Source organism: Bartonella sp. AC130YNZD, from assembly GCF_042196865.1.
Taxonomy (GTDB): Bacteria; Pseudomonadota; Alphaproteobacteria; order Rhizobiales; family Rhizobiaceae; genus Bartonella.
Genome location: NZ_JBHIQZ010000005.1, coordinates 37,420 through 64,048 on the forward strand (window position 1 = coordinate 37,420; position 26,629 = coordinate 64,048).

22 protein-coding genes are annotated in these 26,629 nt (G+C 38.7%); 18 read left to right on the forward strand and 4 right to left on the reverse strand.

The window, feature by feature from the left end:
* The first annotated feature begins 26 nt into the window (after window positions 1-26).
* The 11 genes from ACFINU_RS03235 to truB all read left to right on the forward strand — a co-directional run bounded on the left by ACFINU_RS03235 (window position 27) and on the right by truB (window position 12,395).
* Complete coding sequence (locus tag ACFINU_RS03235; RefSeq protein ID WP_375618038.1) at window positions 27-1,052, forward strand: hemolysin family protein; 1,026 nt, start codon at window positions 27-29, stop codon at window positions 1,050-1,052.
* Window positions 1,015-2,649: an apolipoprotein N-acyltransferase gene (gene lnt / locus ACFINU_RS03240; protein WP_375618039.1), complete on the forward strand. Its 1,635-nt coding sequence runs from the start codon at window positions 1,015-1,017 to the stop codon at window positions 2,647-2,649. Before ACFINU_RS03235 ends, lnt begins: the two co-directional genes overlap by 38 nt.
* Window positions 2,650-2,797: 148 nt before the next feature.
* Window positions 2,798-3,211: a helix-turn-helix domain-containing protein gene (locus tag ACFINU_RS03245; protein WP_375611810.1), complete on the forward strand. Its 414-nt coding sequence runs from the start codon at window positions 2,798-2,800 to the stop codon at window positions 3,209-3,211.
* A gap of 130 nt (window positions 3,212-3,341) precedes the next feature.
* Entirely contained in the window at window positions 3,342-4,610 is a 1,269-nt protein-coding gene (gene metK, locus ACFINU_RS03250) for a methionine adenosyltransferase (RefSeq protein WP_375618040.1), read from the forward strand.
* On the forward strand, window positions 4,607-5,308 hold the full coding sequence (locus tag ACFINU_RS03255; protein ID WP_375618041.1) for a tRNA (guanine(46)-N(7))-methyltransferase TrmB: 702 nt from the start codon (window positions 4,607-4,609) through the stop codon (window positions 5,306-5,308). Before metK ends, ACFINU_RS03255 begins: the two co-directional genes overlap by 4 nt.
* Before the next feature lie 127 nt (window positions 5,309-5,435).
* Window positions 5,436-6,086, forward strand: coding sequence for a ribosome maturation factor RimP (gene rimP, locus ACFINU_RS03260; RefSeq protein WP_375618093.1), 651 nt, complete (start codon window positions 5,436-5,438; stop codon window positions 6,084-6,086).
* Window positions 6,087-6,133: 47 nt separating this feature from the next.
* On the forward strand, window positions 6,134-7,747 hold the full coding sequence (nusA, locus tag ACFINU_RS03265; RefSeq protein ID WP_375618042.1) for a transcription termination factor NusA: 1,614 nt from the start codon (window positions 6,134-6,136) through the stop codon (window positions 7,745-7,747).
* Window positions 7,748-8,383, forward strand: a complete 636-nt coding sequence (locus tag ACFINU_RS03270; protein WP_375611814.1) for an RNA-binding protein — start codon at window positions 7,748-7,750, stop codon at window positions 8,381-8,383.
* Window positions 8,380-10,899 (forward strand): translation initiation factor IF-2, encoded by a 2,520-nt coding sequence (gene infB, locus ACFINU_RS03275; RefSeq protein WP_375618043.1) that lies wholly within the window; start codon window positions 8,380-8,382, stop codon window positions 10,897-10,899. Before ACFINU_RS03270 ends, infB begins: the two co-directional genes overlap by 4 nt.
* 121 nt (window positions 10,900-11,020) lie before the next feature.
* Window positions 11,021-11,428, forward strand: coding sequence for a 30S ribosome-binding factor RbfA (gene rbfA, locus ACFINU_RS03280; protein ID WP_375613309.1), 408 nt, complete (start codon window positions 11,021-11,023; stop codon window positions 11,426-11,428).
* 4 nt (window positions 11,429-11,432) lie between these two features.
* The gene (gene truB, locus ACFINU_RS03285) at window positions 11,433-12,395 is read left to right on the forward strand and encodes a tRNA pseudouridine(55) synthase TruB (RefSeq protein WP_375618044.1); all 963 of its coding nucleotides are present in this window, start codon (window positions 11,433-11,435) and stop codon (window positions 12,393-12,395) included.
* A 460-nt stretch (window positions 12,396-12,855) separates the two neighbouring features.
* On the opposite strand, the gene ACFINU_RS03290 is transcribed toward truB, so the two are convergent.
* A complete protein-coding gene (locus ACFINU_RS03290; protein ID WP_375613307.1) occupies window positions 12,856-14,484 on the reverse strand; it encodes an MFS transporter in 1,629 nt (542 codons plus the stop codon).
* A gap of 314 nt (window positions 14,485-14,798) precedes the next feature.
* On the opposite strand from ACFINU_RS03290, the gene rpsO reads away from it, so the two are divergent.
* The 3 genes from rpsO (at window position 14,799) to ACFINU_RS03305 (ending at window position 18,577) form a co-directional block, all read left to right on the forward strand.
* The gene (gene rpsO, locus ACFINU_RS03295; protein WP_375611819.1) at window positions 14,799-15,068 is read left to right on the forward strand and encodes a 30S ribosomal protein S15; all 270 of its coding nucleotides are present in this window, start codon (window positions 14,799-14,801) and stop codon (window positions 15,066-15,068) included.
* A gap of 248 nt (window positions 15,069-15,316) precedes the next feature.
* A complete protein-coding gene (gene pnp, locus ACFINU_RS03300) occupies window positions 15,317-17,509 on the forward strand; it encodes a polyribonucleotide nucleotidyltransferase (protein ID WP_375618045.1) in 2,193 nt (730 codons plus the stop codon).
* Window positions 17,510-17,581: 72 nt separating this feature from the next.
* Window positions 17,582-18,577 carry a class I SAM-dependent methyltransferase gene (locus ACFINU_RS03305; RefSeq protein ID WP_375618046.1) on the forward strand — a complete coding sequence of 332 codons (996 nt, stop codon included), beginning with the start codon at window positions 17,582-17,584 and terminating at the stop codon, window positions 18,575-18,577.
* A 19-nt stretch (window positions 18,578-18,596) separates the two neighbouring features.
* On the opposite strand, the gene hslU is transcribed toward ACFINU_RS03305, so the two are convergent.
* Window positions 18,597-19,907: an ATP-dependent protease ATPase subunit HslU gene (gene hslU / locus ACFINU_RS03310; protein ID WP_375618047.1), complete on the reverse strand. Its 1,311-nt coding sequence runs from the start codon at window positions 19,905-19,907 to the stop codon at window positions 18,597-18,599.
* The gene (gene hslV / locus ACFINU_RS03315; RefSeq protein WP_012754621.1) at window positions 19,908-20,489 is read right to left on the reverse strand and encodes an ATP-dependent protease subunit HslV; all 582 of its coding nucleotides are present in this window, start codon (window positions 20,487-20,489) and stop codon (window positions 19,908-19,910) included. It lies immediately after the preceding gene.
* A gap of 220 nt (window positions 20,490-20,709) precedes the next feature.
* Here hslV and ACFINU_RS03320 point away from each other — a divergent pair, with 220 nt between their 5' ends.
* From ACFINU_RS03320 to ACFINU_RS03335, 4 genes are all read left to right on the forward strand, one after another.
* Window positions 20,710-21,699 carry an asparaginase gene (locus ACFINU_RS03320; RefSeq protein ID WP_375618048.1) on the forward strand — a complete coding sequence of 330 codons (990 nt, stop codon included), beginning with the start codon at window positions 20,710-20,712 and terminating at the stop codon, window positions 21,697-21,699.
* A gap of 122 nt (window positions 21,700-21,821) precedes the next feature.
* A complete protein-coding gene (gene coaA / locus ACFINU_RS03325) occupies window positions 21,822-22,820 on the forward strand; it encodes a type I pantothenate kinase (RefSeq protein WP_375618049.1) in 999 nt (332 codons plus the stop codon).
* Between the two features lie 13 nt (window positions 22,821-22,833).
* Window positions 22,834-24,207 (forward strand): M17 family metallopeptidase, encoded by a 1,374-nt coding sequence (locus ACFINU_RS03330; RefSeq protein WP_375618050.1) that lies wholly within the window; start codon window positions 22,834-22,836, stop codon window positions 24,205-24,207.
* 152 nt (window positions 24,208-24,359) lie between these two features.
* The gene (locus ACFINU_RS03335; protein WP_375618094.1) at window positions 24,360-25,223 is read left to right on the forward strand and encodes an NlpC/P60 family protein; all 864 of its coding nucleotides are present in this window, start codon (window positions 24,360-24,362) and stop codon (window positions 25,221-25,223) included.
* A 916-nt stretch (window positions 25,224-26,139) separates the two neighbouring features.
* On the opposite strand, the gene mutT is transcribed toward ACFINU_RS03335, so the two are convergent.
* Window positions 26,140-26,553 carry an 8-oxo-dGTP diphosphatase MutT gene (gene mutT / locus ACFINU_RS03340; protein WP_375618051.1) on the reverse strand — a complete coding sequence of 138 codons (414 nt, stop codon included), beginning with the start codon at window positions 26,551-26,553 and terminating at the stop codon, window positions 26,140-26,142.
* Window positions 26,554-26,629: the final 76 nt, after the last annotated feature.

Genomic DNA, 26,629 nt, shown 5'->3' on the forward strand with positions numbered 1-26,629 from the left:
AAGAAAGTCTAGAAGATTTCAAAACCATGGCAAACAAAATAAATGCACAAAATAATAGTCAAGCATCTTCTAATAATGAAAAAGCCCCCTCTCAAGAGACGAATCATACAGAAAAATATTCCCTGATGAATCATTTATTTTCATTCTTACGGGGTCGTAATTGTGCATCTACGTCACTGCGCGATGATCTTACCGTTGCACTCACGACTAACAATGAAAAAGATACCGCCCTCTTCTCACCTGAAGAACGTACTATGCTGCATAACATTTTACGCTTACGTGAAGCACGCGTGGATGATGTTATGATACCTCGTTCTGAAATCGAAGCATTAGAAATAAACACCTCTCTTGGAGAAACCCTTAAATGTTTTGCAAAAATTGGTCATTCTCGTATCCCCGTTTATGCTGAAACTTTAGATGATCCGCGCGGCATGATCCATATCCGCGATATTCTTAACTACATCACTCGCTTTATTATCAACCCAACAAAAACCGAACAAAAATCCGATTTGCTTCAATTAAACCATACAGACTTGCATACTCCAATTGGTGAATTGGATTTGATCCGAACAGTTCTCTTTGTTCCCAGTTCTATGCTTGCAAGCAAATTATTAACACGGATGCAAACTACACGAACTCAAATGGCTTTAGTTATTGATGAACATGGAGGAACAGATGGTCTCGTTTCAATGGAAGATATTGTTGAGTTAGTCGTTGGAGATATCGAAGATGAACATGATAATGTCGACAATGCTATCGTACGTGAACCAAATAATAAATGGCTCGTTGATGCAAGAACTGAACTAGAAGATGTTGAGAAAGCTCTTGGTCCTGATTTTATCGTAGGGGAATATGGTGATGAAGTTGATACTATTGGTGGTTTGATCGTCTCCATTCTTGATCGCATTCCAGCCAAAGGTGAAATTGTCGAAGCTGTACCTGGCTATAGATTTCGTATTTTAGAAGCTGATAAACGCCGGATCAAACGGTTGCGCATTTTTCGCATTCCAAAAAATGAGAATCTTGAGAACAATGCCATCCCTAAAGAATAGTCCAGCGTTTTTTAACAATTTCATCGTTTTTTTGTTCTCTGTTACAGGCTGGAAGCGCCAAGCATGGATATTTCTGTGTGGTGCTCTTACTTCTTTTGCACTTCCACCCTTTTATTTAACACCTCTTTGCTTTTTAACTTTCCCTCTCTTTATTGTTTTACTTGACTCAATACAGTCCACCAAAAACAATAAAAAACATTTTTTTACTTACGCTTTAAGCTGTGGAACATTTGGTTTTAGTTATTTTATTTGCGGACTTTGGTGGCTATGCAATGCTTTATTAACAGATCCAGATTCTTTTGGTTGGGCAGTCCCATTAGCCATTTTATTCCCTCCACTCTACCTTTCTCTTTATTGGTTTTTTTCTGGTTTCATTGTCGGTTTATTATGGACAAAAGGAATAGCACGCTTTTTTGTTTTAGCCTTTGCATTAGGATTATCCGAGTGGTTGCGTGCGTTTTTATTCACAGGATTTCCATGGAATTCTCTTGGCTATACAGCCATGCCAACCCCAGTGTTCATGCAATCTGATGCAATCGTAGGACTTTACGGAATGAATATTCTTGCTGTCTTAGCCTACAGTTTGCCAACTGTTTTATTAACGGATGAAAAAAAGAAAGTGGCACTTTCTCTTTGCTTATCACTTATATTAATTCACTGTGGTTTTGGGTTTTATCGTCTTCATACTATAGAAAACACAGCTGAAGATCAAAAAAGTGCTTATTGGGTGCGCATTGTTCAACCGTCCATCCAACAAAATATAAAATTGCGTGATAATACACGAGAATCTATGTTGGAAGCGCATATGAAGCTAAGTACAACGCCAACAACCGATCAAAATTCAGAACCCGATTTTATCGTATGGCCTGAAGCTTCCGTTCCTTACCTTCTCTATGCTAACTCATCTATCACAATGCGCATTGCCACTCTTTTAAAACCTAAACAATGGGCTATCGTTGGAGCAATACGCGCCAGCAATGATCTAGCTCATTCCCAAACACAATATTTTAATACAATTGCAGTCATTAATGCTCAAGGTAATATTTTAAATACTTCCGATAAACTTCATTTGGTTCCTTTTGGTGAGTATCTTCCTTATCAGAATTTATTGAAAAAAATTGGATTGCGTACCCTTGCCGATAATATTGGTGGATATAGTGCTGCAAGTGTGCGCAAAATTGTTACAATGCCAAACGGATTTTCTTATCTACCCTTGATTTGTTATGAAGCAATATTTCCCCATGAAATGACTTTTAAAGGCTCCCCGCCTCAAGCAATTATTAATATTACAAATGATGCATGGTTTGGTGTAACACCTGGACCCTATCAACATCTTCAACAAGCACAGCTTCGTGCCGTTGAACTGGGAATCCCTCTCATACGGGCAGCCAATAATGGCATATCAGCTGTTATTGATTCTTATGGACGAATCGTTGTAGCTCTTCGACAAAATGCCGTGGGCATTATTGATTCACGAGTTCCATCATCCATTACCCCTATAGGAAGCAATGAATACAGAACTTTCTCTACTTTTATCTTATTCATCCTTATGCTATTGTGTCGTATTGGTTTTGGTTTTACAAAACAGCTTAAATGATTCAAGTGCCCTTTGTACGGTATTATGTTGCGTGTACCAGTAATATTGGGAAAAAATATTACATATTGTTTTAATTATATGATAAATCAACTGCGCATAAATATGATGTTGGTTTAGAAGAAAAATGCTGGAAATAAAGAGTTGCATTATGACCGAAACTAGAAAAAAACCTGACCCTATAGATATCTATGTTGGAACTCGTATCCGTTTACGTCGTAATATTTTAGGACTCACTCAAGAGAAACTAGGTGAAAAATTAGGAATTACTTTTCAGCAAATCCAAAAATATGAAAAAGGAACAAACCGTATTGGTGCCAGCCGTCTTCAAGCGATAGCGGAAATTATGGATGTTCCTGTTTCTTACTTTTTTGATAAAGGTATTACCTCCCAACAAGTAGAGGGTTTTGCTGAAAGTGAACACAATTTTATAGACTTTTGTTCTAGCAGCGAAGGGATTCAACTCATGCGCGCTTTTACAAATATATCTGATGCTAAAGTGCGTAGAAAAATTATTGACTTGGCAAAAGCACTTTCTGAGGAAGATTTGACAAATAAGTTATAAATTAAAATTATATTTTTTCTCTTTTATTCATATACATTTGCATTGACTATTTGCTGTAGAATTAGCAAATGGTGATGACTTTAGTAAGCAATTGATTAAATCGTTGGTTTTCTTTTTTGAAGGAGTTCCTATGCCGCATCAAGATTATCTTTTTACGAGCGAATCGGTATCGGAAGGACATCCTGATAAAATTTGTGATCGTATTTCCGATGAAATCGTTGATATGATCTATAAAGAAGCTGAAAAGACTGGTACTGATCCATGGTTAGTACGCGTTGCCTGTGAAACTCTCGTCAGTGTCAACCGTGTTGTTATCGCTGGTGAAGTACGTGTTCCCGATACGCTATTAAAAAAAGATAAAAATAAAGAATTCATCTATGATGAAACTAGCTTTCCACTCATTAATCCCACACGTTTTCGTACAGCAGCCCGCCGTGCTATTCGTACCATTGGCTATGAACAAGCAGGCTTCCATTGGAAAACTGTTAAAATTGATGTTCTTTTGCGCCCACAATCAGCTGATATAGCAAGAGGGGTTGATAATGCTACGGATCGGCATGGTGAAGAAGGAGCAGGTGATCAAGGCATCATGTTTGGATATGCTTGCCGTGAAACACCTGATCTCATGCCTGCGCCAATTTATTATGCGCATAAAATTCTCAAACTTCTTGCCGCAGCCCGTCATAAAGGAGAGGGAGAAACTGGAAAATTAGGACCAGATGCTAAAAGCCAAATAACCATACGTTATAAAAATGGAAAACCGATGGAGGTCACATCCATTGTTCTTTCAACGCAGCACCTTGATGAAAGTTGGGATTCCAATAAAGTACGTACAGTGGTTGAACCTTACATTCGCCAAGCTTTACATGACATTCCCATTGCAGCTCAATGCAGTTGGTATATTAACCCAACAGGAAAATTTGTCATTGGAGGCCCTCAAAGCGATGCCGGATTAACGGGACGCAAAATTATTGTGGATACTTACGGAGGTGCAGCACCCCATGGAGGCGGTGCTTTTTCAGGAAAAGATACAACAAAAGTTGATCGTTCTGCTGCCTATGCGGCACGCTATCTGGCTAAGAATATTGTTGCTGCTCATTTAGCAGAGAGATGCACCATTCAACTCTCCTATGCAATTGGTATTGCACAACCTTTATCTATTTATCTTAATCTTCATGGAACAGGAAAAGTCGATGAAAAAGTTATTGAAGAAGCCATCCGCAAAATAATGGACCTTTCACCTACCGGCATTCGAAAACATCTTGACCTCAATAAACCTATTTATGCGAAAACAGCTGCCTATGGTCACTTTGGTCGTAAACCAAAACACGATGGCTCGTTTTCATGGGAAAAAACTGATCTCGTGAAAACGCTTCAAACAATGATCCAAATCCCATGATTAAACATAATATACGTAAGAGTGAAGCATTTTTTGGACGCCGACAAGGAAAACAACTTCGAAACAGTCAGCTTACACGTATACAAATGCTTCTCCCCAATTTTAATATTGATTTAAATGTCCCTCCTCCCTTAAACCTTACATCCTTATTTTCAAGCAAAGTAAGAGAAATTCGACTTGAAATCGGTTTTGGTGGAGGTGAACATTTACTTCATGAAATGGAATATTTTCCAAAAACCGGTTTTATCGGCGTCGAGCCCTTTATCAATGGCATGGCAAAAATATTGTCGTCTCTTGAACAGCATCAAAACCATCAAAATCGTCTTCGCCTCTATAATGATGATGCTACACGCCTTCTTGATTGGCTCCCTGATAACTCGCTTGATGGAATAGACCTCTTCTATCCTGATCCTTGGCCGAAAAAGAAACACTGGAAACGACGCTTCATCAACATAAAAAATCTTAACCGTTTTGCTCGTGTTCTTAAAATAGGGAAATTTTTGCGCTTTGCTAGCGATATAGACAGTTATGTAAACTGGACTTTGTACCATTGTGCACAACATGATCACTTTGAATGGAAAGCAGAAAGCCCTCAAGACTGGAAACTCCCTTATCCACTATGGAGCGGAACCCGCTATGAAGCAAAAGCTTTACGCGAAGGACGAACACCTGCCTATCTTACCTTTATCAAGAAATAAATGATCAAACGCTTTTCTCATAAACAACTTGAAAAACTTTGAATTTAAGAGTATCAATAGTTAAATTCTTGGTCTTATGATGAAGAGTGGGCCGTTGGACCCGCTCTTTTTTAATATCATAAAACTGATGAAACCAACTTGGATAAAATGTATGAACGAAGCTGAAAAAATAAGCAATCTTGACGAACCACGCCTGTTTGAAGAAGATGGTATCGAAGCACAGGTTGCTGCTCTTGTCATACCACTACTTAAACCTTTAGGTTTTCGTTTGGTTCGTGTGAAACTTCTTGGTCAAAATGGTTTAACACTTCAAATTATGGTTGAACGTGCCAATGGTTCTATGACCATAGAAGATTGTGAAACTGTTAGTCGAACAGTTTCTCCCCTCCTTGATGTACAAAATGTTATTGAACGCAAATATCATTTAGAAATCTCATCACCTGGAATTGATCGTCCATTGGTAAGAAAATCTGATTTTTTTCATTGGCAAGGGCATCTTGCAAAAATTGAAACCAAAATAACAATTGATGGGCGCCGAAAATTTCGTGGGACACTTACAAATATCACGCAAGATGGATTTATTTTAAACACTGATAAAGCTGCTTATGGAGAAGCCATGTATACCCCTATTTCCTTTTGTGATATCATAAATGCGCATTTAGTGCTTACCGATGAGCTTATTCGCGATGCATTGAAACAAAATAAAGATTTAAGTCAACAATTCATTGCCGAAGAAAACGCTAACGACTCTATACAGACGCTCAATTTCAAAAAATAATATCACTGGGAAATACCCATCGTGTGGCACAAAGAAGGAGAAAATTGATGGCTACAAGCGCTAACAGGCTTGAGATTCTGCAAATTGCAGATGCTGTTGCACGTGAAAAGTCAATCGACCGTGAAATTGTCATTTCTGCGATGGCTGATGCTATTCAAAAAGCAGCACGTTCTCGTTATGGTCAAGAAACCAATATTCGTGCTGAAATCAATTCTAAAACAGGTGAAATTAAATTACAGCGCCTGCTTAAAATCGTTGATGTCGTTGAAGACTATACAACGGAAATTACTTTGTCTGATGCTCTCAAACGTCAAGCAGAAGCAAAAATTGGTGATTTTTTTGCTGATCTTTTACCTCCTATGGATTTTGGACGTATCGCAGCACAATCTGCTAAACAGGTTATTGTACAAAAAGTACGCGATGCAGAGCGCGATCAGCAATATGAAGAATTCAAAAATAAAGTTGGTGAAATTATTTCTGGTACAGTTAAGCGTGTGGAATATGGTAACGTCATCGTTGATCTAGGACGCGGTGAAGCTATTGTTCGCCGTGATGAATTAATTCCTCGTGAATCATTCCGCTATGGAGATCGTATTCGTGCTTTTGTCAATGATGTACACCGTGAAACGCGTGGTCCGCAAATTTTCCTTTCACGCACACATCCCCAATTTATGGTAAAACTTTTCACTATGGAAGTACCAGAAATTTATGATGGTATTATAGAAATCAAATCTGTTGCTCGTGATCCAGGTTCACGGGCTAAAATCGCCGTTGTTTCACGCGATGGTTCCATTGATCCTGTTGGAGCATGCGTTGGAATGCGAGGAAGTCGTGTACAAACTGTTGTTGCTGAATTACAAGGCGAAAAAATTGATATTATTCCTTGGTCGCCTGATGCGGCAACATTTGTCGTTAATGCACTGCAACCTGCTGAAGTTTCTAAAATCATCCTTGATGAAGATGCTGAACGGATTGAAGTTATTGTGCCAGATGATCAACTTAGCCTTGCTATTGGACGACGTGGGCAAAATGTTCGCTTGGCTTCGCAACTAACAGGATGGAACATTGATATTTTAACGGAAAAGGAAGAATCTGAAAATCGTCAAAAAGAATTTACTGAACGGAGTAAATTGTTTATGGAAGCCTTAGAGGTTGACGAAATGATCGGACAGGTTATGGCATCAGAGGGTTTTTCTTCTATTGAAGAAATCGCCTATATTGATCTTGAAGAAATCGCTTCTATTGATGGTTTTGACCATGATACCGCCGCTGAAATCCAAAGTCGTGCCCGCGAATATCTTGATCATCAAGAAAAAGAACTTGATGAAAAACGCAAAAAGCTCGGAGTTTCTGACGAATTGCGAACACTGCCTGGAATGACAAGTGCTATGTTGGTTGCTGTAGGTGAAGATGGTGTAAAAACAATAGAAGACTTTGCTGGCTATGCCGTTGATGATTTAGCTGGTTGGAGAGAACGTAAAGAAGGTCAAACACAGAATTTTTCTGGTATTTTAACCCCTTTTGACATTACACGCGCAGATGCAGAAGCTATGGTTTTAGCCGCACGTGTACAAGCAGGCTGGATAGACCAAGCTGGTCTTGTTACAGAAAATCCTGTAGAAGATGAAAAAACAGATGATTTGGATGTGGATACACTTTAAATGAATGAACGGACTTGCATTGTGACCCGAAAAAATGCTTCAGCACAAACGCTGATCCGTTTTGTTATTGGTCCCAATAACCAAATTGTTCCTGATCTTAAAGCGAATTTACCAGGGCGTGGCGTTTGGATTTCTGCCCATCACGCTGTTATTGAGAAAGCAATCAAACAGAAAGCTTTTCATAGAAATTTTAAAACAGATGTTGAAGTTGCACCAAATCTTGTGCATGTTGTTGATACGCTTTTACTAAAAGCCGCTCTTTCAAGCCTTTCCATGGCACGAAAAGCGGGAGCAATTGTTATGGGAGCAACAAAGGTTGACGCTGCTATCCGCTCTGGTAAAGTTATTCTTGTACTTCATGCTAAAGAAACAACAGAAGATGGGAAACGAAAAATTGCACAGGCCATTCATTCAATACAACAACAAACAAATCGGACTATAAAAACCATATCTTTATTTACAAGTGATGAAATGCGAGTGGCTTTTGGCTCTAATCCTGTAATGCACGCGGCCTTACTGGACACAAAAGCTGCTGAAGGATTTCTCAAAACGACATGTAAATTGATCAGCTATCGTGACGACAAGCATAGTAAGTCTAGTGAGATGACGGCACAAGCCGTGAAGGAAGTACAATGAGTGAAAATAACAACGACAAAACAACCGTCAAGAAGACACTAACTCTCAAGAGGTCTGTCTTGGAAACGAGCACGGTTAAACAAAATTTTAGTCATGGCCGTACGAAGGCTGTCGTTGTCGAAACCAAACGGCGTAAAATTACGCGACCTGATGAAAAAGCTGAAACCCTACAGCCAATTACAAAGCCGCATGTGGCCTCCCAGCGTTCTAAACCGCGTTTTGAGGGAAAAAAGCCTCAAGAATCTGTGTCCAAAAGCAATCTTTCATCAACTGAAATAGAAGCGAGACTTCGCGCGTTAGAAGAAGCACATATCCAAGAAAGAATAACGCGAGAACAAGCCGAAGAAGAAGCAAGACGCGCTAAAGAGCGTGAAGAAATTTTACAGCAAGAAATTAAAGAAAAAGAAATACATCTCCAACAAGAAGAAGAAATATCGCCAGTACAGACTCCACCTGTTCCCCCTCTCATTGAACAGACAGATATTCCTATTGCGCCTAAACAGACAACCGTGGTTGAAAAACGCAAAATAGATGACAATAAAGAGGAAGAACGGCATAATCGACGTGCTAATCCTGCTAAGTCAGACATACGTGTACCCAAAGTTGTCAAAGGAGCTGATGAGCGGAGACGCGGAAAGCTAACTCTGAATAGTGCACTGGATGAAGAAGGAAGCGTACGTGGGCGCTCAATGGCTGCAATGCGGCGTAGACAGGAAAAGTTTAAGCGTGCACAAAATCAAGAACCAAGAGAAAAAATTTCTCGCGAAGTTGTTCTTCCTGAAACGATTACCATTCAAGAGCTCGCACAACGTATGACTGAGCGTTCTGTTGATGTGATTAAATTCTTGATGAAACAAGGACAAATGATGAAACCTGGCGATGTTATTGATGCAGATGTTGCCGAACTCATCGCTGTTGAATTTGGCCATACTGTTAAACGTGTTTTAGAATCTGACGTAGAAGAAGGTATCTTTAATATAACAGATAATCCTCAAAACATGCGGCAGCGCGCCCCTGTTGTAACCATTATGGGCCATGTTGACCACGGAAAAACTTCGCTTTTGGATGCTATTCGTAAAGCAAATGTTGTTTCTGGCGAAGCAGGAGGTATTACGCAGCATATTGGTGCCTATCAAGTAGAACAAAATGGTCAAAAAATTACCTTTATTGATACACCAGGTCATGCTGCATTTACGGCTATGCGTGCACGCGGAGCTCGTGTTACTGATATTGCTGTTCTCGTTGTAGCCGCTGATGATAGTGTTATGCCTCAAACGATTGAATCAATCAATCATGCGAAAGCTGCTGGTGTACCTATCATTGTTGCTATCAACAAAATTGATAAACCAGCTGCGAATGCACAAAAAGTGCGTACAGAACTTCTACAACATGAAGTGTTTGTTGAAACTATGGGTGGTGAAACTTTGGACGTTGAAGTTTCTGCTAAAACTGGTCAAAATCTTGATAAACTTCTCGAAGCTATCCTTCTTCAGGCTGAAATGCTTGATCTGAAAGCAGATCCCCAACGAACTGCAGAGGGCGTTATCATTGAAGCCAAATTGGATCGCGGACGTGGGTCTGTTGCAACAGTTCTTGTTCAAAAAGGTACATTACACCCTTCTGATATTATAGTTGCCGGAAATGAATGGGGTCGTGTGCGTGCTTTGATTGACGACCATGGCCGCCATGTCAAAGAAGCCGTTCCTTCTACACCAATTGAAATTTTAGGCATGCAAGGAACACCACAAGCCGGAGACCGTTTTGCTGTTGTCACACATGAAGCAAAAGCACGTGAAATTTCTGAATATCGGCAACGATTAGCACGTGATAAAGCTGTTGCGCGGCAAACTGGTTCGCGTGGTTCTCTTGAGCAAATGATGACAAAATTGCAAACGACTGGTGTTAAGGAATTTTCTCTTATTATAAAAGGGGATGTGCAAGGATCAATCGAAGCAATTGCTTCAGCATTGGAAAAACTTGGAAATGATGAGGTTCGTGCACGTATTGTACATTCTGGTGCTGGAGGAATTACCGAAAGTGATATTTCTCTTGCAGAAGCTTCTAACTCTGCTGTAATTGGCTTTAATGTTCGAGCCAATAAGCAAGCACGTGATTTTGCTAAAACACAAGGAATTGAGATTCGTTATTACAACATCATTTATGATCTTGTTGACGATATCAAGGCTGCCATGTCTGGATTACTCTCACCAGAACAGCGTGAAACTTTCCTTGGTAATGCTGAAATTCTAGAAGTCTTTAACATTACAAAAATTGGAAAAGTTGCAGGATGTCGTGTTACAGAAGGTAAAATAGAACGAGGAGCCGGTGTTCGCCTTATCCGCGATAATATCGTTATTCACGAAGGAAAGCTGAAAACACTCAAACGCTTTAAGGATGAAGTCAATGAAGTGCAAAGTGGTCAAGAATGTGGAATAGCCTTTGAAAATTATGAAGACATGCGTGCAGGAGACATCATTGAGACCTTCCGTATCGAACATATTAATCGCACATTATAAAATAATCCAATAACTTTACTCTGTTGTGAAATGAGAAAAGTTATTAGGTTTTATACACAATATCTCTTTTTCCTTATCTAAATGGTCAAAAAAGAGATCTTGTAGCAAGGATAAAACTTTGATGAAAAATGCAGGGCCATCACAACGGCAACTTAGAGTAGCAGAGCAAGTACGTCATGCAATAGCGCATATATTACAGCGTGATATTTTGCTTGATGATATCTTAAAAGATATTGTTATTTCTGTCTCTGAAGTACGCATGTCACCAGATTTAAAAATTGCTACTTGCTTTGTATCACCTCTCAGCACTCTTAAAAATGCTTCTCATACCGATGTTGTTGACACCCTCAATAAACATAGTCGTTTTCTCCGTGGAGAAATTAGTCATGCGTTGCGACAAATGAAATATATGCCAGAACTGCGTTTCCGACTTGATAATAGTTTTGATAATTTTTCAAAAATTGATGCCCTCCTTCGCTCGCCTGAGGTTGCGCGCGATCTTCACCATAGTGATACAGATGAGGATTAAAGATATGGCGCGGAAACACAAGAAAAAAGGGCGTCCTGTTTCTGGCTGGGTCATATTTGATAAACCAAAAGGAATGAAATCAACAGAAGCTGTCTCACAAATCAAATGGATCTTCCATGCTCAAAAGGCAGGACATGCGGGCACACTTGATCCTCTTGCTTCTGGTCTCCTTCCCATTGCATTGGGCGAAGCAACCAAAACCGTCCCTTATGTGATGCAAGGCAAAAAAACTTACCGTTTTCATATTGCTTGGGGGCAAGAGCGCTCAACAGATGATTTAGAAGGAGAAATAACGAAAACTTCTCTCATACGTCCAACACAAGAAGAAATACTTGCTCTTCTTCCTCAATATACAGGTGTTATTTTGCAAACACCTCCACAATTTTCAGCAATCAAAATTGCCGGAAATCGTGCCTATGATTTAGCGCGTGAAGGAGAAGTTGTTGAAATTCCGCCCCGTGAAGTGGAAATAGAAACTTTCAAGTTATTAGAAATGCCTACCAAAGAGCATTCTGTCTTTGAAATAACCTGCGGAAAAGGAACTTATGTGCGCTCTTTAGCACGCGATATGGGACGTGATCTCGGTTGCTATGGGCATATTGCTGATTTAAGACGTATTGCCGTCGCACCTTTTGATGAAGAAGATCTCATTACATGGGAGGAACTAAAAGCAGCCATTCCACCAAATAAAAACACTACAGATGAGAATAATCGTTCTTTTGAAAAAAACTTCACAACACTTGATGAGCTCTTAATTGACACAAGCGCCGCATTGGATTGCCTCCCTCACTATATCCTTAATGAAACTCAAGCACAGAGAATTATAAGAGGCCATTCTATCCTCTTGAATCATCACAAAGTACCTCTTGATGAAGAGGAAATTTGTGTCCTCTATAAGGAACAACTTCTTGCTATTGGCACTCTCGACAAAGGTCTATTTAAACCAAAGCGGATTTTCACAATTTAATCGATTCTTTTCCCAACCACCTTTTGCGGAAAGATATTTTTCTCTATCAATTAAGAAAAATATGGTGCTTTTCATTGTCTATATTTACCGTATTCATATCAAAATTTAAGTCAGTGCTATAAGCTAACACCACCACACACTTTTTCCTCTTAATGTCGCAACAATCCTTGCATTCGAAAGGATTCATAAGAGGCTTTTTATTTCTTTTTTAATCGTTTTTTACTCATACTTTAGTCCTCGTTTATAATGTAAAAGCAAAGATATGGACTGATTTACTCTAAATAGATTTGAAACGAGAAAAGCTTAAGATTTTCAGAACTATCACTCAACATGAAAAATAACAAATAACCATTATAAATCAATTCATTAAATATTGAAACAGCAATTTTTTTATGATTATGCTAACAAATTGATCGAAATAATATTAATATATTTAATATTTATAAAAACTGTTTTAACCCTAAGGGAGATGATCAGAGGAAACTTTTAAAAGCATCTCATTGGCTTGAGGTATTGTTTGGCGTTCAATCATGCGGTGCACTCTTATACCGTTAGGAGCACAATTTAAATGACGCAGACGCTTATTGACTTCTGCATCTGCTTTTGTACGACGATGATTATGGCGTAAATAATCTACCCATGTTGGCATATGATAAGCCTCTGTCCAATATTCAGGTCTTTCAAGATCTCGTAAAAGGACCCACTGACGCGCACCATCACGTAATCGAATATGGCGTCGACGCGTCATCACTTTGAGAAACTCTTCAAGATCATTTTCATGAATTTTATAATCGATCATTATCATGATCGGGCCACTTCTTGCTTTGAGGTCAAGTAATAATTCCGGCTCTCTAAAATGATCAAGAGGATTTAAATCTATCTGAGGAATTTCTTGAATTCTAAATTTTACCCCCGCAAGAGCACCAAAAATCAAGAATAGAGAACAAACGCTCAAAGCAATTGTTGGAGAATAACCATCAGCCAAAACTCCCCAGATTGCACTTCCAATAGCCATCCCCCCATAAGATGCCGTTTGATAAAGTGCTAAAGAACGTGCAACAACCCAGCGTGGTGTAGAGAGTTGTACAGATGTATTAAACAATGATAATGCCAAAACCCAACATAACCCTGCAGGAAATAAAGCAATATGGCTTATAATCAGTGAACGGCTTATTCCCAATAAAAAGCAAGAAAAGGCAAAACCAATAAATGCACTTGCAATAATTGTTTCTGAACGAAAATGATGCCGTACAACTGCATTAATAATACCTGCTGTCATGGCTCCTAACCCAAAACAACCGAGCAATGTACCATAAAGAAGGGCACTTCCTCCAAGAACTTTATGCGCAACAATTGGCAAAAGTGCTAAAATAGAAATTGCTCCTATACCAAAAAGGAACGCTCGAACCATAATACTCAGGAGATTAGGTGACATCGCAACATAACGCAAACCATCTGAGACAGCTCCTAACAGCCTTTCTCGTGGTAATGAGTTGTTTTCATAATTCGACTTCCAGAAAAACAACGCACCAATAAGAGGAATATAGCTTATAGCATTGAACAAAAAAGCAGCAGATGCCCCCAAAGTTGCAATGATGGCACCACCAATAGCAGGACCAACACTCCGCATCAAATTAAAGCCGACACTATTCAAACTAACAGCAGCAGGAATATTTTCCCTGCTCACAATATCTCCTATCGTTGCTTGCCAAGAAGGATTATAAAAAGCTGTACCACATCCAATCAAAAACGTAAAACATAACAAAAGCCAAGGTGTTAGAAATCCCATATAGGCTAAAACAGATAAACTCATCGATATGACCATCATCATAATCTGCGCACACAACATAATTTGACGCCGATTAAAATTATCAGCTAATGCCCCTGCCATCAAAGAAAACATAACAAGTGGTAATGTTGTGGCACTTTGAACTAGCCCAACCATGGAATGCGAAGAACTAATCAACGCCATTAACCACCCTGCTCCAACAGCCTGTATCAGCCCCCCTAAATTAGAAATAAGAGTCGATGACCATAAATTTCGAAATACCGAATTACGAAAAAGCTTTAATGTTGAAATGCTCTGCATCTTTTTCCTCCAAATCGGTATTTATCACTTTTGTTACCACATACACGCTCATAATCTTTGTATCAAAAGGATGCATAATTCTTTAAAAAACTTCTCATAAAACTCTATTTAAATCAATATTTCAAAACAAAAGCTTTTATTTAAAGAAAGACTTCAAAATGCTGTCAAGGACTAGTATTTTAACCTTCTTTCCTATATAAGAGCGAAAATAGGTAAAAGTCTTCGACTTTTCCTGTTTTTTCACAGACCCTTGCTGAACGACATCTCGGCTATGGGTGACTTTATGTTTCTTCGTTTTTGGAAAGGATAATACGATGTCGATTACAGCTGAACGTAAAAAAGCTCTTGTCGCAGAATATGCAAACAAAGTTGGTGATACAGGATCACCAGAAGTACAGATTGCTGTACTTTCTGAACGTATTTCTAATTTAACAAACCACTTTAAATCTCACAAAAAGGATAATCATTCTCGTCGTGGTCTTTTGAAGATGGTATCTCAACGCCGGCGCCTTCTTGATTATCTTAAAGGTGTTGACCAAAATCGTTATCAGACACTTATAAAGAAGTTAGGTTTGCGTCGCTAAAAGAAAAATGGAAGTGGTATTAAAAAAACACCCATTTTTTCAACGTGTTGCTTTTAATTAAAAATTTTAAAAACTGATAAGTTATTATGGGATAGGACTGCTCATCATTTCGCATTTAAGCAGTTTACTTCTCTTTTCTTGCAACAAAGATAAAAAGTATGTTGTCCACCTCAGATCTTGGAAGTATGCTACGCAAAACCAGAATGTGAGCAATCAAAGATTTAAACACTGGTCATTAAGGATAAAAAATGTTCAAAACGCACAAGATAGAAATTGAATGGGCCGGGCGTCCGCTTACCCTTGAAACAGGGAAAATAGCGCGTCAAGCTGATGGTGCAGTGATTGCTACCTATGGAGAAACGATTGTCTTAGCAACCGTTGTATCGGCCAAAATCCCAAAACCAGACCAGGACTTTTTTCCACTCACCGTTAATTATCAAGAAAAATCCTATGCTGTTGGTCGAATACCTGGGGGCTATTTAAAACGTGAAAGTCGACCAAGTGAAAATGAAACTTTGGTTTCACGTTTGATTGATCGCCCAATTCGTCCCCTTTTCGTTGAGGGATATAAAAATGATACACAAGTTATTGTTTCCGTTATACAGCATGATCTCGAAAACAATCCCGATATCCTTGCGATGATTGCATCTTCTGCCGCATTGACCCTGTCAGGTGTTCCTTTCATGGGGCCTATAGCTGGTGCCCGCGTTGGCTATTGTAATGGACAATATGTTCTTAATCCTCATATCGATGAAATGCCTGAATCAAAACTTGATCTTGTTGTTGCTGGAACAGAAAGTGCTGTTTTGATGGTTGAATCAGAAGCACAAGAATTACCGGAAGATATCATGTTGGGAGCTGTGATGTTTGGTCACAAAGGCCTTCAACCTGTCCTTGATGCCATTATAAAGCTTGCTGAAGTTGCTGCAAAAGATCCTCGTGATTTTGTTCCTGAAGATCTTTCTGAACTTGAAAAAGCGATGCAGAAAATGGCAGAACAGGATATACGAAAGGCTTACAGAATTACTGATAAGCAAGAACGTTATGCTGCAATTGATGCACTAAAGACAGAAATCCTCAATAAATTTATGCCAGAAACAGAAAAAGATTGTCAATTTAGTGCAGATCAAATTGCAACCGTATTTAAACAGTTGCAAGCAAAAATTGTTCGCGGAAACATTCTTGATACCCAAAAGCGGATTGATGGACGCAATCTTTCTACCGTTCGCCCTATCCAATCAGAAGTAAGTATTTTACCCCGCACACATGGATCAGCACTCTTTACCCGCGGAGAAACACAAGCAATTGTCGTTGCAACATTGGGAACTGGTGAAGATGAACAATATGTTGATTCCTTGACAGGAATGTATAAGGAAACATTCCTTCTCCATTACAATTTTCCACCATTTTCAGTGGGTGAAACGGGACGCCTTAGTTCTCCTGGTCGTCGTGAAATTGGACATGGCAAATTGGCATGGCGGGCAATTCACCCCATGTTGCCAACGAAAGAATCTTTTCCTTATACCATTCGTGCTGTCTCAGAAATCACTGAATCCAATGGCTCTTCTTCTATGGCAACGGTTTGTGGAACCTCACTTGCTCTTATGGATGCTGGTGTTCCTCTAGCACGCCCTGTTGCTGGTATTGCTATGGGCTTGATTAAAGAAGGAGAACGCTTTGCTGTTCTTTCTGATATTTTAGGGGATGAAGATCATCTTGGAGATATGGATTTTAAAGTCGCAGGAACAGAAAATGGTATTACTGCCTTGCAAATGGATATCAAAATTGATGGTATTACCGAAGAGATTATGAAAATCGCGCTTGAACAAGCCAAAGGTGGACGAATCCATATCCTTAATGAGATGGCGAAAGCTTTAACCAGTGCACGTGCTGAGCTGAGTGAATTTTCTCCACGAATCGAAGTTATGAATATTTCTGTCGATAAAATCCGTGATGTTATCGGCTCTGGTGGTAAAGTTATTCGGGAAATCGTGGAACAAACGGGAGCAAAAATTAATATTGAAGATGATGGTACCATTAAAATTGCTTCTGCTGATGCTAAAACCATTGAAGCAGCAAAACGTTGGATCCATTCTATTGTCGATGAGCCTGAAGTTGGTGCTATCTACCAAGGAACAGTTGTAAAAACTGCAGAGTTTGGTGCGTTTATAAACTTCTTTGGTTCTCGTGATGGACTCGTTCATATCTCTCAGCTTGCATCAGAACGCGTCAGCAAAACAACCGATATTGTAAAAGAAGGTGACAAAGTTTGGGTTAAATTAATGGGCTTTGATGAGCGTGGAAAAGTTCGATTATCAATGAAGGTCGTTGATCAAACAACCGGAAAGGAAATCACCGGTGATAAAGCAATCAATGAAGAAAAGTACGTGGATGAAAAAAAACAACCTGAAAATAAGCGCCGCCGTAAGAAAGAAGAGTAAGTTTTTCCTCTTATCGTATCATGAAATGCCATCCCAACATTGGAGTGGCATTTTTCTTTAAAAGAGTCATATGTGTCATTATTTTTGCCTTTTGAAAATCATGAACTCCCGTATCCTGATCCAAACCAGTGTTGGCTAAGTTTTGGTTTAACAGAAATCCCAGCTCCAGAATGGGCACAAAATTTAAAAGTTATTACGCCTTGGCGACCAGATTTTTTAAAATTTGTCGATACTCAATTTCACTGCTCTCCTCAAATAGATAAAACTTTCAGCTATGATGGTGCATTTTTACATTTGAGCAAATATCGTGGTTTGAACCAAAATTGTTTTCTTGATTTATTAGAATGCGTTAAACCCAATGGATGGATTGTAATCAGTGGGGATAAAACTGCTGGTGCTGCTTCAATGATGAAATGGGTCAAAACAATTGTTCCCATCACCAATAAATTGTCTAAAAATCATGGTCTTGTATTTTGGTTGCAAGTTCCTCAACAAATTGAGAGACATAACATTGCGCAATTGCGCTCACCACCGCTCACTTTCGGTAAATTTCAAACCACTTCTGGTATGTTCTCACACGGACGTATTGATCCAGGATCTGCTGCGCTTGCTTCTTATATGCTCAAAATTATTTCTGGAAAAACGGCTGATTTTGGTGCTGGATGGGGTTATCTTTCTCACGTTGCGCTTGAAAGAAGTGAAAAACTCACCGCTCTAGACCTTTATGAAGCAGACTACAATGCTTTGAGAGCAGCAAAACAGCACCTTAAATCCATAACAGCTCCTTTTCCAATTCATTTTTATTGGCATGACCTTGTACATGAACCTATCACAAATCTATATGACACAATCATTTCAAATCCACCGTTTCACACACAACAAACAACAGATGTTTCATTAGGAAAAAATTTTATTATAAATGCTGCAAAGTGCTTAAAGCCAAACGGCAGTCTGCTTTTTGTTGCAAACCGCCACCTGCCTTATGAAACATTATTAAAAAATATTTTCCGCACAGTGTTGATACATGAACAAGCCCATGGTTTCAAAATTATCGAAGCACGCAGTTAAACAGAACAAGCAATAACTTTCAAAGAATAAAACGGGAAAGATCGATATCAGCAGCAAGCTCACCAATAGATTTTCTCACGTAAGCAGCATCAATTTTAAACGATGTTCCAGCTTTATCAGGTGCAGTGAAAGAAATCTCATCCAAAACGCGTTCCATCACTGTTTGCAAACGACGTGCCCCTATATTTTCAATCCTTGCATTTAAATCTACAGCAATATCTGCTAAAGCATCAATTGCATCATCGGTAATTTCCAAATGAACCTCCTCTGTTGCCATAAGAGCAATATATTGTTTAATCAAACTGGCTTCTGGTTCTGTTAGAATGCGTCGTAAATCTTCCCTTGTTAAAGGGTTGAGCTCCACACGGATGGGCAAACGTCCTTGAAGTTCCGGTAATAAATCAGATGGCTTGGAAACATGAAATGCACCTGAGGCAATAAAAAGAATATGATCTGTTTTGATTTGCCCATATTTTGTAGCAATTGTTGTTCCTTCAACCAAAGGCAAAAGATCCCGTTGAACGCCCTCACGCGAAACCGCAACACTTGCTCCACCATCCCTGGTTGCAATTTTATCAATCTCATCAATAAAAACAATACCGTCATTTTCAGCAACACGAAGCGCCTCTTGAATAATTTGCTCCTGATCTAGGAGTTTTTCAGATTCATCATCAATGAGCGGTTTAAAAGAATCCTTTACTGTCGTCTTACGGACTTTTGTACGACTGCCCATTTTGCCCAAAATATCTGATAAATTCATAATACCCATTTGTGCCCCAGGCATACCAGGAATATCAAAGGTTGAAGCACTATTGCTATTATTATCGGCTACTTCAATTTCAATCTCTTTCTCATCCAATTCACCTCCACGCAATTTTTTACGAAAACTATCACGGGTAGCGGGACTGGCTGTTTTACCAACAAGGGCGTCTAAAACGCGCTCTTCAGCATTCACGTGAGCCTTTTCTTTTATTTCATCCCGTTTCTTTTCACGCACAAGAGAAATGGCAATTTCAACAAGATCTCGAATAATTTGCTCAACATCACGTCCCACATAACCAACTTCAGTAAATTTAGTCGCTTCTACTTTAACGAAGGGTGCTCCAGAAAGTTTTGCTAATCGACGTGCAATACCAGTTTTACCAACTCCTGTTGGCCCTATCATTAAAATATTTTTTGGCATAACTTCTTCACGCATCGGCGCATCAAGCTGTTGCCTACGCCACCGATTGCGCAGTGCAATAGCTACAGAGCGTTTGGCATCATTTTGGCCAATAATAAAACGATCAAGTTCAGAAACAGTTTCACGAGGGGAAAATACAACACACATTTAAATAGCTTTCTCTAAAGAAGATAATTCTGCATCCAATGTTTCAATCGTAAAATGATCATTGGTGTAAACACAAATTTTAGCGGCAATAGCCATAGCTTTACGAGCAATAGTTTCTGCATCCAAATCCAAATCCATGAGTGCACGCGCTGCTGAAAGAGCAAAATTTCCTCCAGAGCCAATTGCCATAACCCCATCTTCTGGTTCTAAGACATCACCAAGCCCTGTTAGAGCCAAAGTTACTTTCTTATCAGCCACTAGCATCATTGCTTCGAGACGACGCAAATAGCGATCTGTTCTCCAATCTTTTGCAAGTTCCACACAAGCACGCATAAGCTGATCAGGATATTGCTCAAGCTTTGTTTCCAATCTCTCCAGTAATGTAAAAGCATCTGCCGTAGCACCAGCAAAACCAGCAATAACCACTCCGTTCTTTCCAAGACGACGCACTTTACGTGCATTACCTTTCATAATTGTCTGTCCAAGAGAGACCTGACCATCCCCGGCCATCACGACTTTTCCACCTTTTCGTACCGTAATAATTGTTGTACCATACATTATGTCTGGCTTATGTTCTGTCATAAGGAAACTCCTTAATATTAACTTTACTTTTTAATATTGATTTCTTTTCATACAATGTAAAACTCAATTACTATTGTCCTATTTAAGAACATATACAGCAAAACACAATGATTCAGCATAACTCAATTTGTTGAAAATGGAAAAATGATATCATTGTTGTCAATGTAAATTACTGCTAAACAGCTTTATATAAACAGTTTGTGCTTTTTAGAGGAAAATTATGAAAAAAATAGCCATAGGGACCTTAGGTGGAACAATTGCAATGACTGCTGATAGTTTTGGTCACATGCAACCGACTTTAACTTCAGATAACCTCATAAAAAGTGTTCCTGTTTTAAATAACGTTGCTGATATTCATGCACAAACATTAATGCAAATACCAAGTGGATCTTTATCGTTTCAAATGCTTTTTGAAATAATTAAGTGGGCAAAACAACAAATAAACGCTGGTGCAGAAGGTATTGTTTTAACACAAGGGACTGATACTCTGGAAGAAACAGCTTTTTTTCTTTCTCTTTATTGGAAAGAAGCCGAACCACTCATCATAACCGGTGCTATGCGCATGCCTCATGAAGCAGGCACCGATGGCCCCGCCAACATTTTAGCAGCCACTCGTGTCGCAGCAGCCACACAAAGTCGTAACAGGGGCGTTCTCGTTGTCATAAATGATGCAATTCATTCACCTTATTGGCTCTATAAAAGCCATACCATCAAAGTCGAAACATTTCAATCAGGTCTTGCAGGTGTTTTAGGAACTATTTTAGAGGGAAAACTTATTTATTTCAATGATCGAAAATTTTTCCCAAAAACGTTTGATCTTCCCCAAAACCATGATCATCAAATTGCACTCCTCTATTCCTCTTTATCATCTGATGCAAAATTAATGAAACTATGCCTTGAAAGTGGGTATTATGCTGGAGTTGTTATTGCTGGTTTTGGTGCAGGACACTGTAGTTTTCAAGAAGCAGACCTTGTACAACAATATGCACAAAAAATACCAATCATTATTGCTAGTCGTTGTTGTAATGGCTCAACAACTCGTATAACTTATGGTTATAAAGGCTCCGAAATCGATATGATTGCTTCTGGTGCTCTCATGTCTGGTTATTTATCAGCTGTAAAAGCGCGTCTACTTTTATGGACTTTTTTGGCGCAAGGGCACTCATTAGCACAAATCCGTGCAAACTGGAATGACTGGACTATAAGTTAATGAAAAATGATCTATTATCTTAAAAGAAGAGAGCATGCAAAACAAAATTTACTTGAAAATAAAGCCGCTCATCTGTCTACTCTTAATCAATTGCTGCTGCAAAAAATTCTCGACCAATACAAATGATTGATACGACTATACAAAAAATTAATCAGAAAGATAATCTGGTCAAATCCGTTTCTGACCGATATTCACCCTATCGCGTTTTTACTGCACAAGAATGGTCAGAGTTTCGTGCAAACACACCTCTTACTTTGACTTTTGATGAAATTAAGCGTTTACGCTCTATTGATGATCCTATTGATCTTAAAGAAGTCCAACGCATTTATCTTTCTTTATCGCGTCTATTATCATGCCATGTTGAAGCAGTACAGGAACTTTTTCACAAACGTCAGCAGTTTCTCCATCAAGAAGAGAGTAGAAAAACGCCCTTTATTATTGGAATTGCTGGTTCTGTAGCTGTAGGAAAATCAACCACGGCTCGCATTCTTCAAGAACTGTTGAAAAGATGGACATCTAGCCTTAAAGTTGATCTGATAACGACGGATGGTTTTCTCTATCCTAACGCAATCTTACAGCAAAAAAATCGAATGAATCGCAAAGGATTTCCTGATTCCTATGACATTAAAAAGTTGCTGTGCTTTCTTTCGGCTATAAAAGCAGGTATCGGAAATGTCCGTGCCCCGCTTTACTCACATATGATCTATGATGTTCTAGAAAATCAGACTATTACCATTGATCGTCCTGATATTTTAATTGTTGAAGGGATTAATGTATTACAGGTCAGTGATCTTCCTAAAGATGGGAAAGCTATTCCTTTCGTATCAGATTTTTTTGATTTTTCAATCTATGTCGATGCCGAAACAGAAGTCATTCGTCACTGGTATTTGGAACGCTTTAAACGTTTGCGTAAAACAGCTTTTCAAAATCCTGAATCCTATTTTCATCGTTATGCCCACCTCAATGAAAAAGAAGCTTCAAAAATCGCTGAGGATCTTTGGCAAACGATTAATTTAAAAAATTTACAGGAAAATATATTGCCAACACGACCACGGTCCAATCTCATTCTACGAAAGGGAAAAAATCATTTGGTTGAATATGTCGCACTTAGACGACTATAAGGATCTCATAACTATGCAGCACCACCACATTTATTTTACCTCAACGCGTATCGATAACAGTTGCCCTATCATCTTGGTAAACCAAAGAACTCTTGCCAACTTATCACTTGATGCGTCAACAACAGCATGGATAAAAGTTAATGACTTTACTGGTAAAGCAGGACAAATACTCTTTATTCCTCACGAAACGGGGCATTTAAAAAAAGTTTTATTTGGAATTGGCAATGGTAACGATCCTTTTATCACAGGACTGCTTGCTCAAAAGCTTCCTGCTGGTCAATGGCATTTAGAAGGTACAACCTCTGATGAAATAAATACCTATCTTGGATTGGCATTTGGTAGCTATCAATTTAATCGCTATCGTCAAAATTCTTCTTTCAAATCATTATCTATCCATGTCAATGAGGCTATTGATCTTAATGAGCTCCAACGAATTTATGAAGCTGTCTTTTTCGTCCGTGATCTCATTAATATTCCAGCCAATGATATGAACCCTGATACTCTCGAAAAAGAAGCTCGAAAACTAGGAAAAACCTACGGTGCTCATATCAAAAGTATTTGTGGAGACGATCTCTTAACCCATAACTTTCCGATGATTCATGCTGTAGGACGAGCAGGCAGCACTGCACCACGACTGATTGAGTTACTCTGGGGGCAAGAACATCATCCTAAAATAACGTTGGTGGGCAAAGGCGTAACTTTTGATACTGGAGGACTCGATATTAAATCAGCCAATAACATGTTGCTTATGAAAAAAGACATGGGGGGTGGAGCAAACGTTTTGGGATTGGCTAAACTTATCATGGATGCAAAATTGCCTTTCCGTTTACGCGTTTTGATTCCAGCTGTAGAAAATGCAATTTCTGGGAATGCTTACCGACCAGGTGATATTCTCAAAAGTCGTAAAGGTTTAAGTGTTGAAGTAGGTAATACAGATGCTGAAGGGCGACTTGTCCTTGCCGATGCACTTGCCTATGGTGATGAAGAAAGTCCACAATTCATGCTTTGTATGGCTACTTTAACAGGGGCAGCGCGTATAGCATTAGGACCGGATCTTCCCGCATTTTATTGTAATGATTCAATATGGGCACAACAAATTTCTGAATCTGCTCACGCTGTCTTTGATCCTCTTTGGCAAATGCCCCTTTGGAAACCTTACCAAGAGATGTTATCATCACCAATTGCCGATCTTAACAATGTAACTGGAAATAGCTTTGCTGGTTCTATAACGGCTGCTTTATTTCTTAATTCTTTTGTTGAAAAAGCTGAACATTTTGCGCATTTTGACCTTTATGGATGGGTTCCAAAAGAAAAACCAGGATACCCTATTGGTGGATCAGCACAAACTATTCGTGCCCTTTATAATATTTTTAAAAATGAATTTTGACACAAATATCCACAAAAATGGACAATTTTGCAGCTTAAAGAATAATTGGTCTTACACTGTGTTCTTAGTTTTGTTTGAGGATAAAAACCTTACCAATACAGTTTTCATGAGTTTGTTTAAAGGTAAGGAGTAACAAAATGGACAGCAAAAAGATGATCTCTAAAGACCCAAGACTTCATGCATTCAGAGATGATCTAGCAGATCAACGTCTTGAAACAGAAATTACAGCTCAGCGCTTTGTTCAAGGTGAAAAAAGACGTGTTAATACAGCGGTCGCTGGACTTTTTAAAGAAAATAGTAAAAAAAGTGAAAGACAAACAGAATGTTTATTGGGAGAAGAACTTCTCATTTTTGAACAAGGGGAAACATTGTCGTGGGGACAATCACTCAAAGATGGTTATGTCGGTTATATTGATACAAAAGTTCTTTGTACATCAACCATAAAACAAACGCATGTGGTTTCAGTACCACGCACATTTAAATATTTACACGCTGACTTACGTGGACCAATAGTATCCCCATTATCTATGGGAAGCAAAGTCAGTGTTTTTGATGAAATTGAAGTCCGTGACACAATGTATTCTATTCTTGAAAATGGAACAGCAATCATTACGAGCCATCTCAGCCCCATTGGACGCGTATATGAAGATTATGTCACAGTTGCAGAAACCTTTATCCGTACACCTTATCTTTGGGGTGGTGTCAGCGGTTTTGGAATTGATTGTTCGGGACTCATTCAGCTCTCTATGATGATGACTGATCAAATAGTTTTACGTGACACCGATATGCAGCAAAAAACTATAGGCAGTCCTCTTACAGATACTGATAAACTTCAACGAGGTGATTTAATTTTTTGGAAAGATCATGTTGCTATTATGATCGATCACGCAAATATTATTCACGCAAATGGTTTTTCTATGGACGTTATGATTGAGCCATTGGAAAAAACAATTACGCGTATCGCTAAAAAAAATCAATATCCCATCGCAAAACGCCGTCCAATTCAAGAAACTTAATACATGCCTCCTATAAAAAGTTAATTGAATGTTTTTATTATACAATAGATTGATTTATAAGGATAACTATCCATCATTCGCTCTGCATCAAGCATTCTAAATATCGTAAAATTCTCTTATTTCAAATCTGTTTTTATGTTGAATCAATCAAAATCGCTTGCTTGTTCATCACAAGCGATTTTGATGTATAAGTAAAAATGATTACGAAAAGAAAAATATCCCTTCTGAATGCTCTCAAATGCCAAGAGCTATCATAACTAACATTGGAACCAGCTTACTCCTTCATAAGCGTAAAGATAGTGGCGCTCAATAGATTTTATCTTATAAGGCTTTACCATTATACCATTCACGAGTGCCAGCACGAAATGGGCTTTGGAATATTGCGAGATGTCTCTTTTAAACAACCCCGTAAATATGCAACACAATGGCGTTCTATATTACGTAAGGGATATGCCCCTCTTAATCAAAAGCAACATTTTTTGAAATTTTTTCTATTATCGATATCTTATGAAATAAATACTCCTAATATCTCTCGATGCATCCAAAACAATCTCTCAATAATAATCGCGAAAAGTATAAATCCATTATCTAGCACCATTTTTATGCTTATGAAGCGCGCAAAGGCATCATTATACACTTTGCCAATTCTCAATGTTGCGATAACCCTTGGCTATTGAAGAGTGTTCTTTCAGCACGTATTTTATTTATTTCTGTCTTACATAATTTTATCCACATGACCCGCCCCGCTTGGAACGTGCAAAAGAATGATTTTGATTAATTTAACATAAAACAGATTTGAAATGAGAAAATTTTTTATGACCCTGGACTTCCCCATTCAACATAAAAAAATTATAAATTATTATTATAACTCAATATATTGATTTATATTTAAACAATATTTCCTTCTTTTAACACATTAAAGAAGGTGATTTTTCAATACCTGAACCAATGGTTTATCAGCATCAGGCATAGGGTATTTATCAAGATCATTAATAAAAAACCATTCTAAATTTTGCCCTTCTCGTCCTTGCGCAACGCCCTCATAATGGTCACAAAGATACAATGGCATTAAGAGATGAAATGTTTTATAGCTATGACTTGCAAATGTTAAAGGGTGTAAATTATTTGGTTGAACATAAATACCAAGCTCTTCCTCTAGTTCACGAATCAATGATGCTTCCGGAGTTTCACCTTGCTCAACCTTGCCACCAGGAAACTCCCATAAACCAGCCAGCGATTTTCCTTCAGGACGCTGTGTAAGCAAAACACAATTATTCTGATCTAACAGTGCACATGCAACAACAAGAAGAATGGAACTTTTCATACACATATCACTCCCCAATAGGGAACATAAAGATAACTGACTTTTCTATCATATCCCCTCTGCTCCTAAAAGAGCTCACATA

Coding starts and splice junctions, on each gene's coding strand:
- ACFINU_RS03235 (WP_375618038.1), top strand. CDS start 27: ATGGCAAACAAAATAAATGCACAAAATAATAGTCAAGCATCTTCTAAT.
- lnt (WP_375618039.1), top strand. CDS start 1,015: ATGAGAATCTTGAGAACAATGCCATCCCTAAAGAATAGTCCAGCGTTT.
- ACFINU_RS03245 (WP_375611810.1), top strand. CDS start 2,798: ATGACCGAAACTAGAAAAAAACCTGACCCTATAGATATCTATGTTGGA.
- metK (WP_375618040.1), top strand. CDS start 3,342: ATGCCGCATCAAGATTATCTTTTTACGAGCGAATCGGTATCGGAAGGA.
- ACFINU_RS03255 (WP_375618041.1), top strand. CDS start 4,607: ATGATTAAACATAATATACGTAAGAGTGAAGCATTTTTTGGACGCCGA.
- rimP (WP_375618093.1), top strand. CDS start 5,436: ATGAAACCAACTTGGATAAAATGTATGAACGAAGCTGAAAAAATAAGC.
- nusA (WP_375618042.1), top strand. CDS start 6,134: ATGGCTACAAGCGCTAACAGGCTTGAGATTCTGCAAATTGCAGATGCT.
- ACFINU_RS03270 (WP_375611814.1), top strand. CDS start 7,748: ATGAATGAACGGACTTGCATTGTGACCCGAAAAAATGCTTCAGCACAA.
- infB (WP_375618043.1), top strand. CDS start 8,380: ATGAGTGAAAATAACAACGACAAAACAACCGTCAAGAAGACACTAACT.
- rbfA (WP_375613309.1), top strand. CDS start 11,021: ATGAAAAATGCAGGGCCATCACAACGGCAACTTAGAGTAGCAGAGCAA.
- truB (WP_375618044.1), top strand. CDS start 11,433: ATGGCGCGGAAACACAAGAAAAAAGGGCGTCCTGTTTCTGGCTGGGTC.
- ACFINU_RS03290 (WP_375613307.1), bottom strand. CDS start 14,484: ATGCAGAGCATTTCAACATTAAAGCTTTTTCGTAATTCGGTATTTCGA.
- rpsO (WP_375611819.1), top strand. CDS start 14,799: ATGTCGATTACAGCTGAACGTAAAAAAGCTCTTGTCGCAGAATATGCA.
- pnp (WP_375618045.1), top strand. CDS start 15,317: ATGTTCAAAACGCACAAGATAGAAATTGAATGGGCCGGGCGTCCGCTT.
- hslU (WP_375618047.1), bottom strand. CDS start 19,907: ATGTGTGTTGTATTTTCCCCTCGTGAAACTGTTTCTGAACTTGATCGT.
- hslV (WP_012754621.1), bottom strand. CDS start 20,489: ATGACAGAACATAAGCCAGACATAATGTATGGTACAACAATTATTACG.
- ACFINU_RS03320 (WP_375618048.1), top strand. CDS start 20,710: ATGAAAAAAATAGCCATAGGGACCTTAGGTGGAACAATTGCAATGACT.
- coaA (WP_375618049.1), top strand. CDS start 21,822: ATGATTGATACGACTATACAAAAAATTAATCAGAAAGATAATCTGGTC.
- ACFINU_RS03330 (WP_375618050.1), top strand. CDS start 22,834: ATGCAGCACCACCACATTTATTTTACCTCAACGCGTATCGATAACAGT.
- ACFINU_RS03335 (WP_375618094.1), top strand. CDS start 24,360: ATGATCTCTAAAGACCCAAGACTTCATGCATTCAGAGATGATCTAGCA.
- mutT (WP_375618051.1), bottom strand. CDS start 26,553: ATGTGTATGAAAAGTTCCATTCTTCTTGTTGTTGCATGTGCACTGTTA.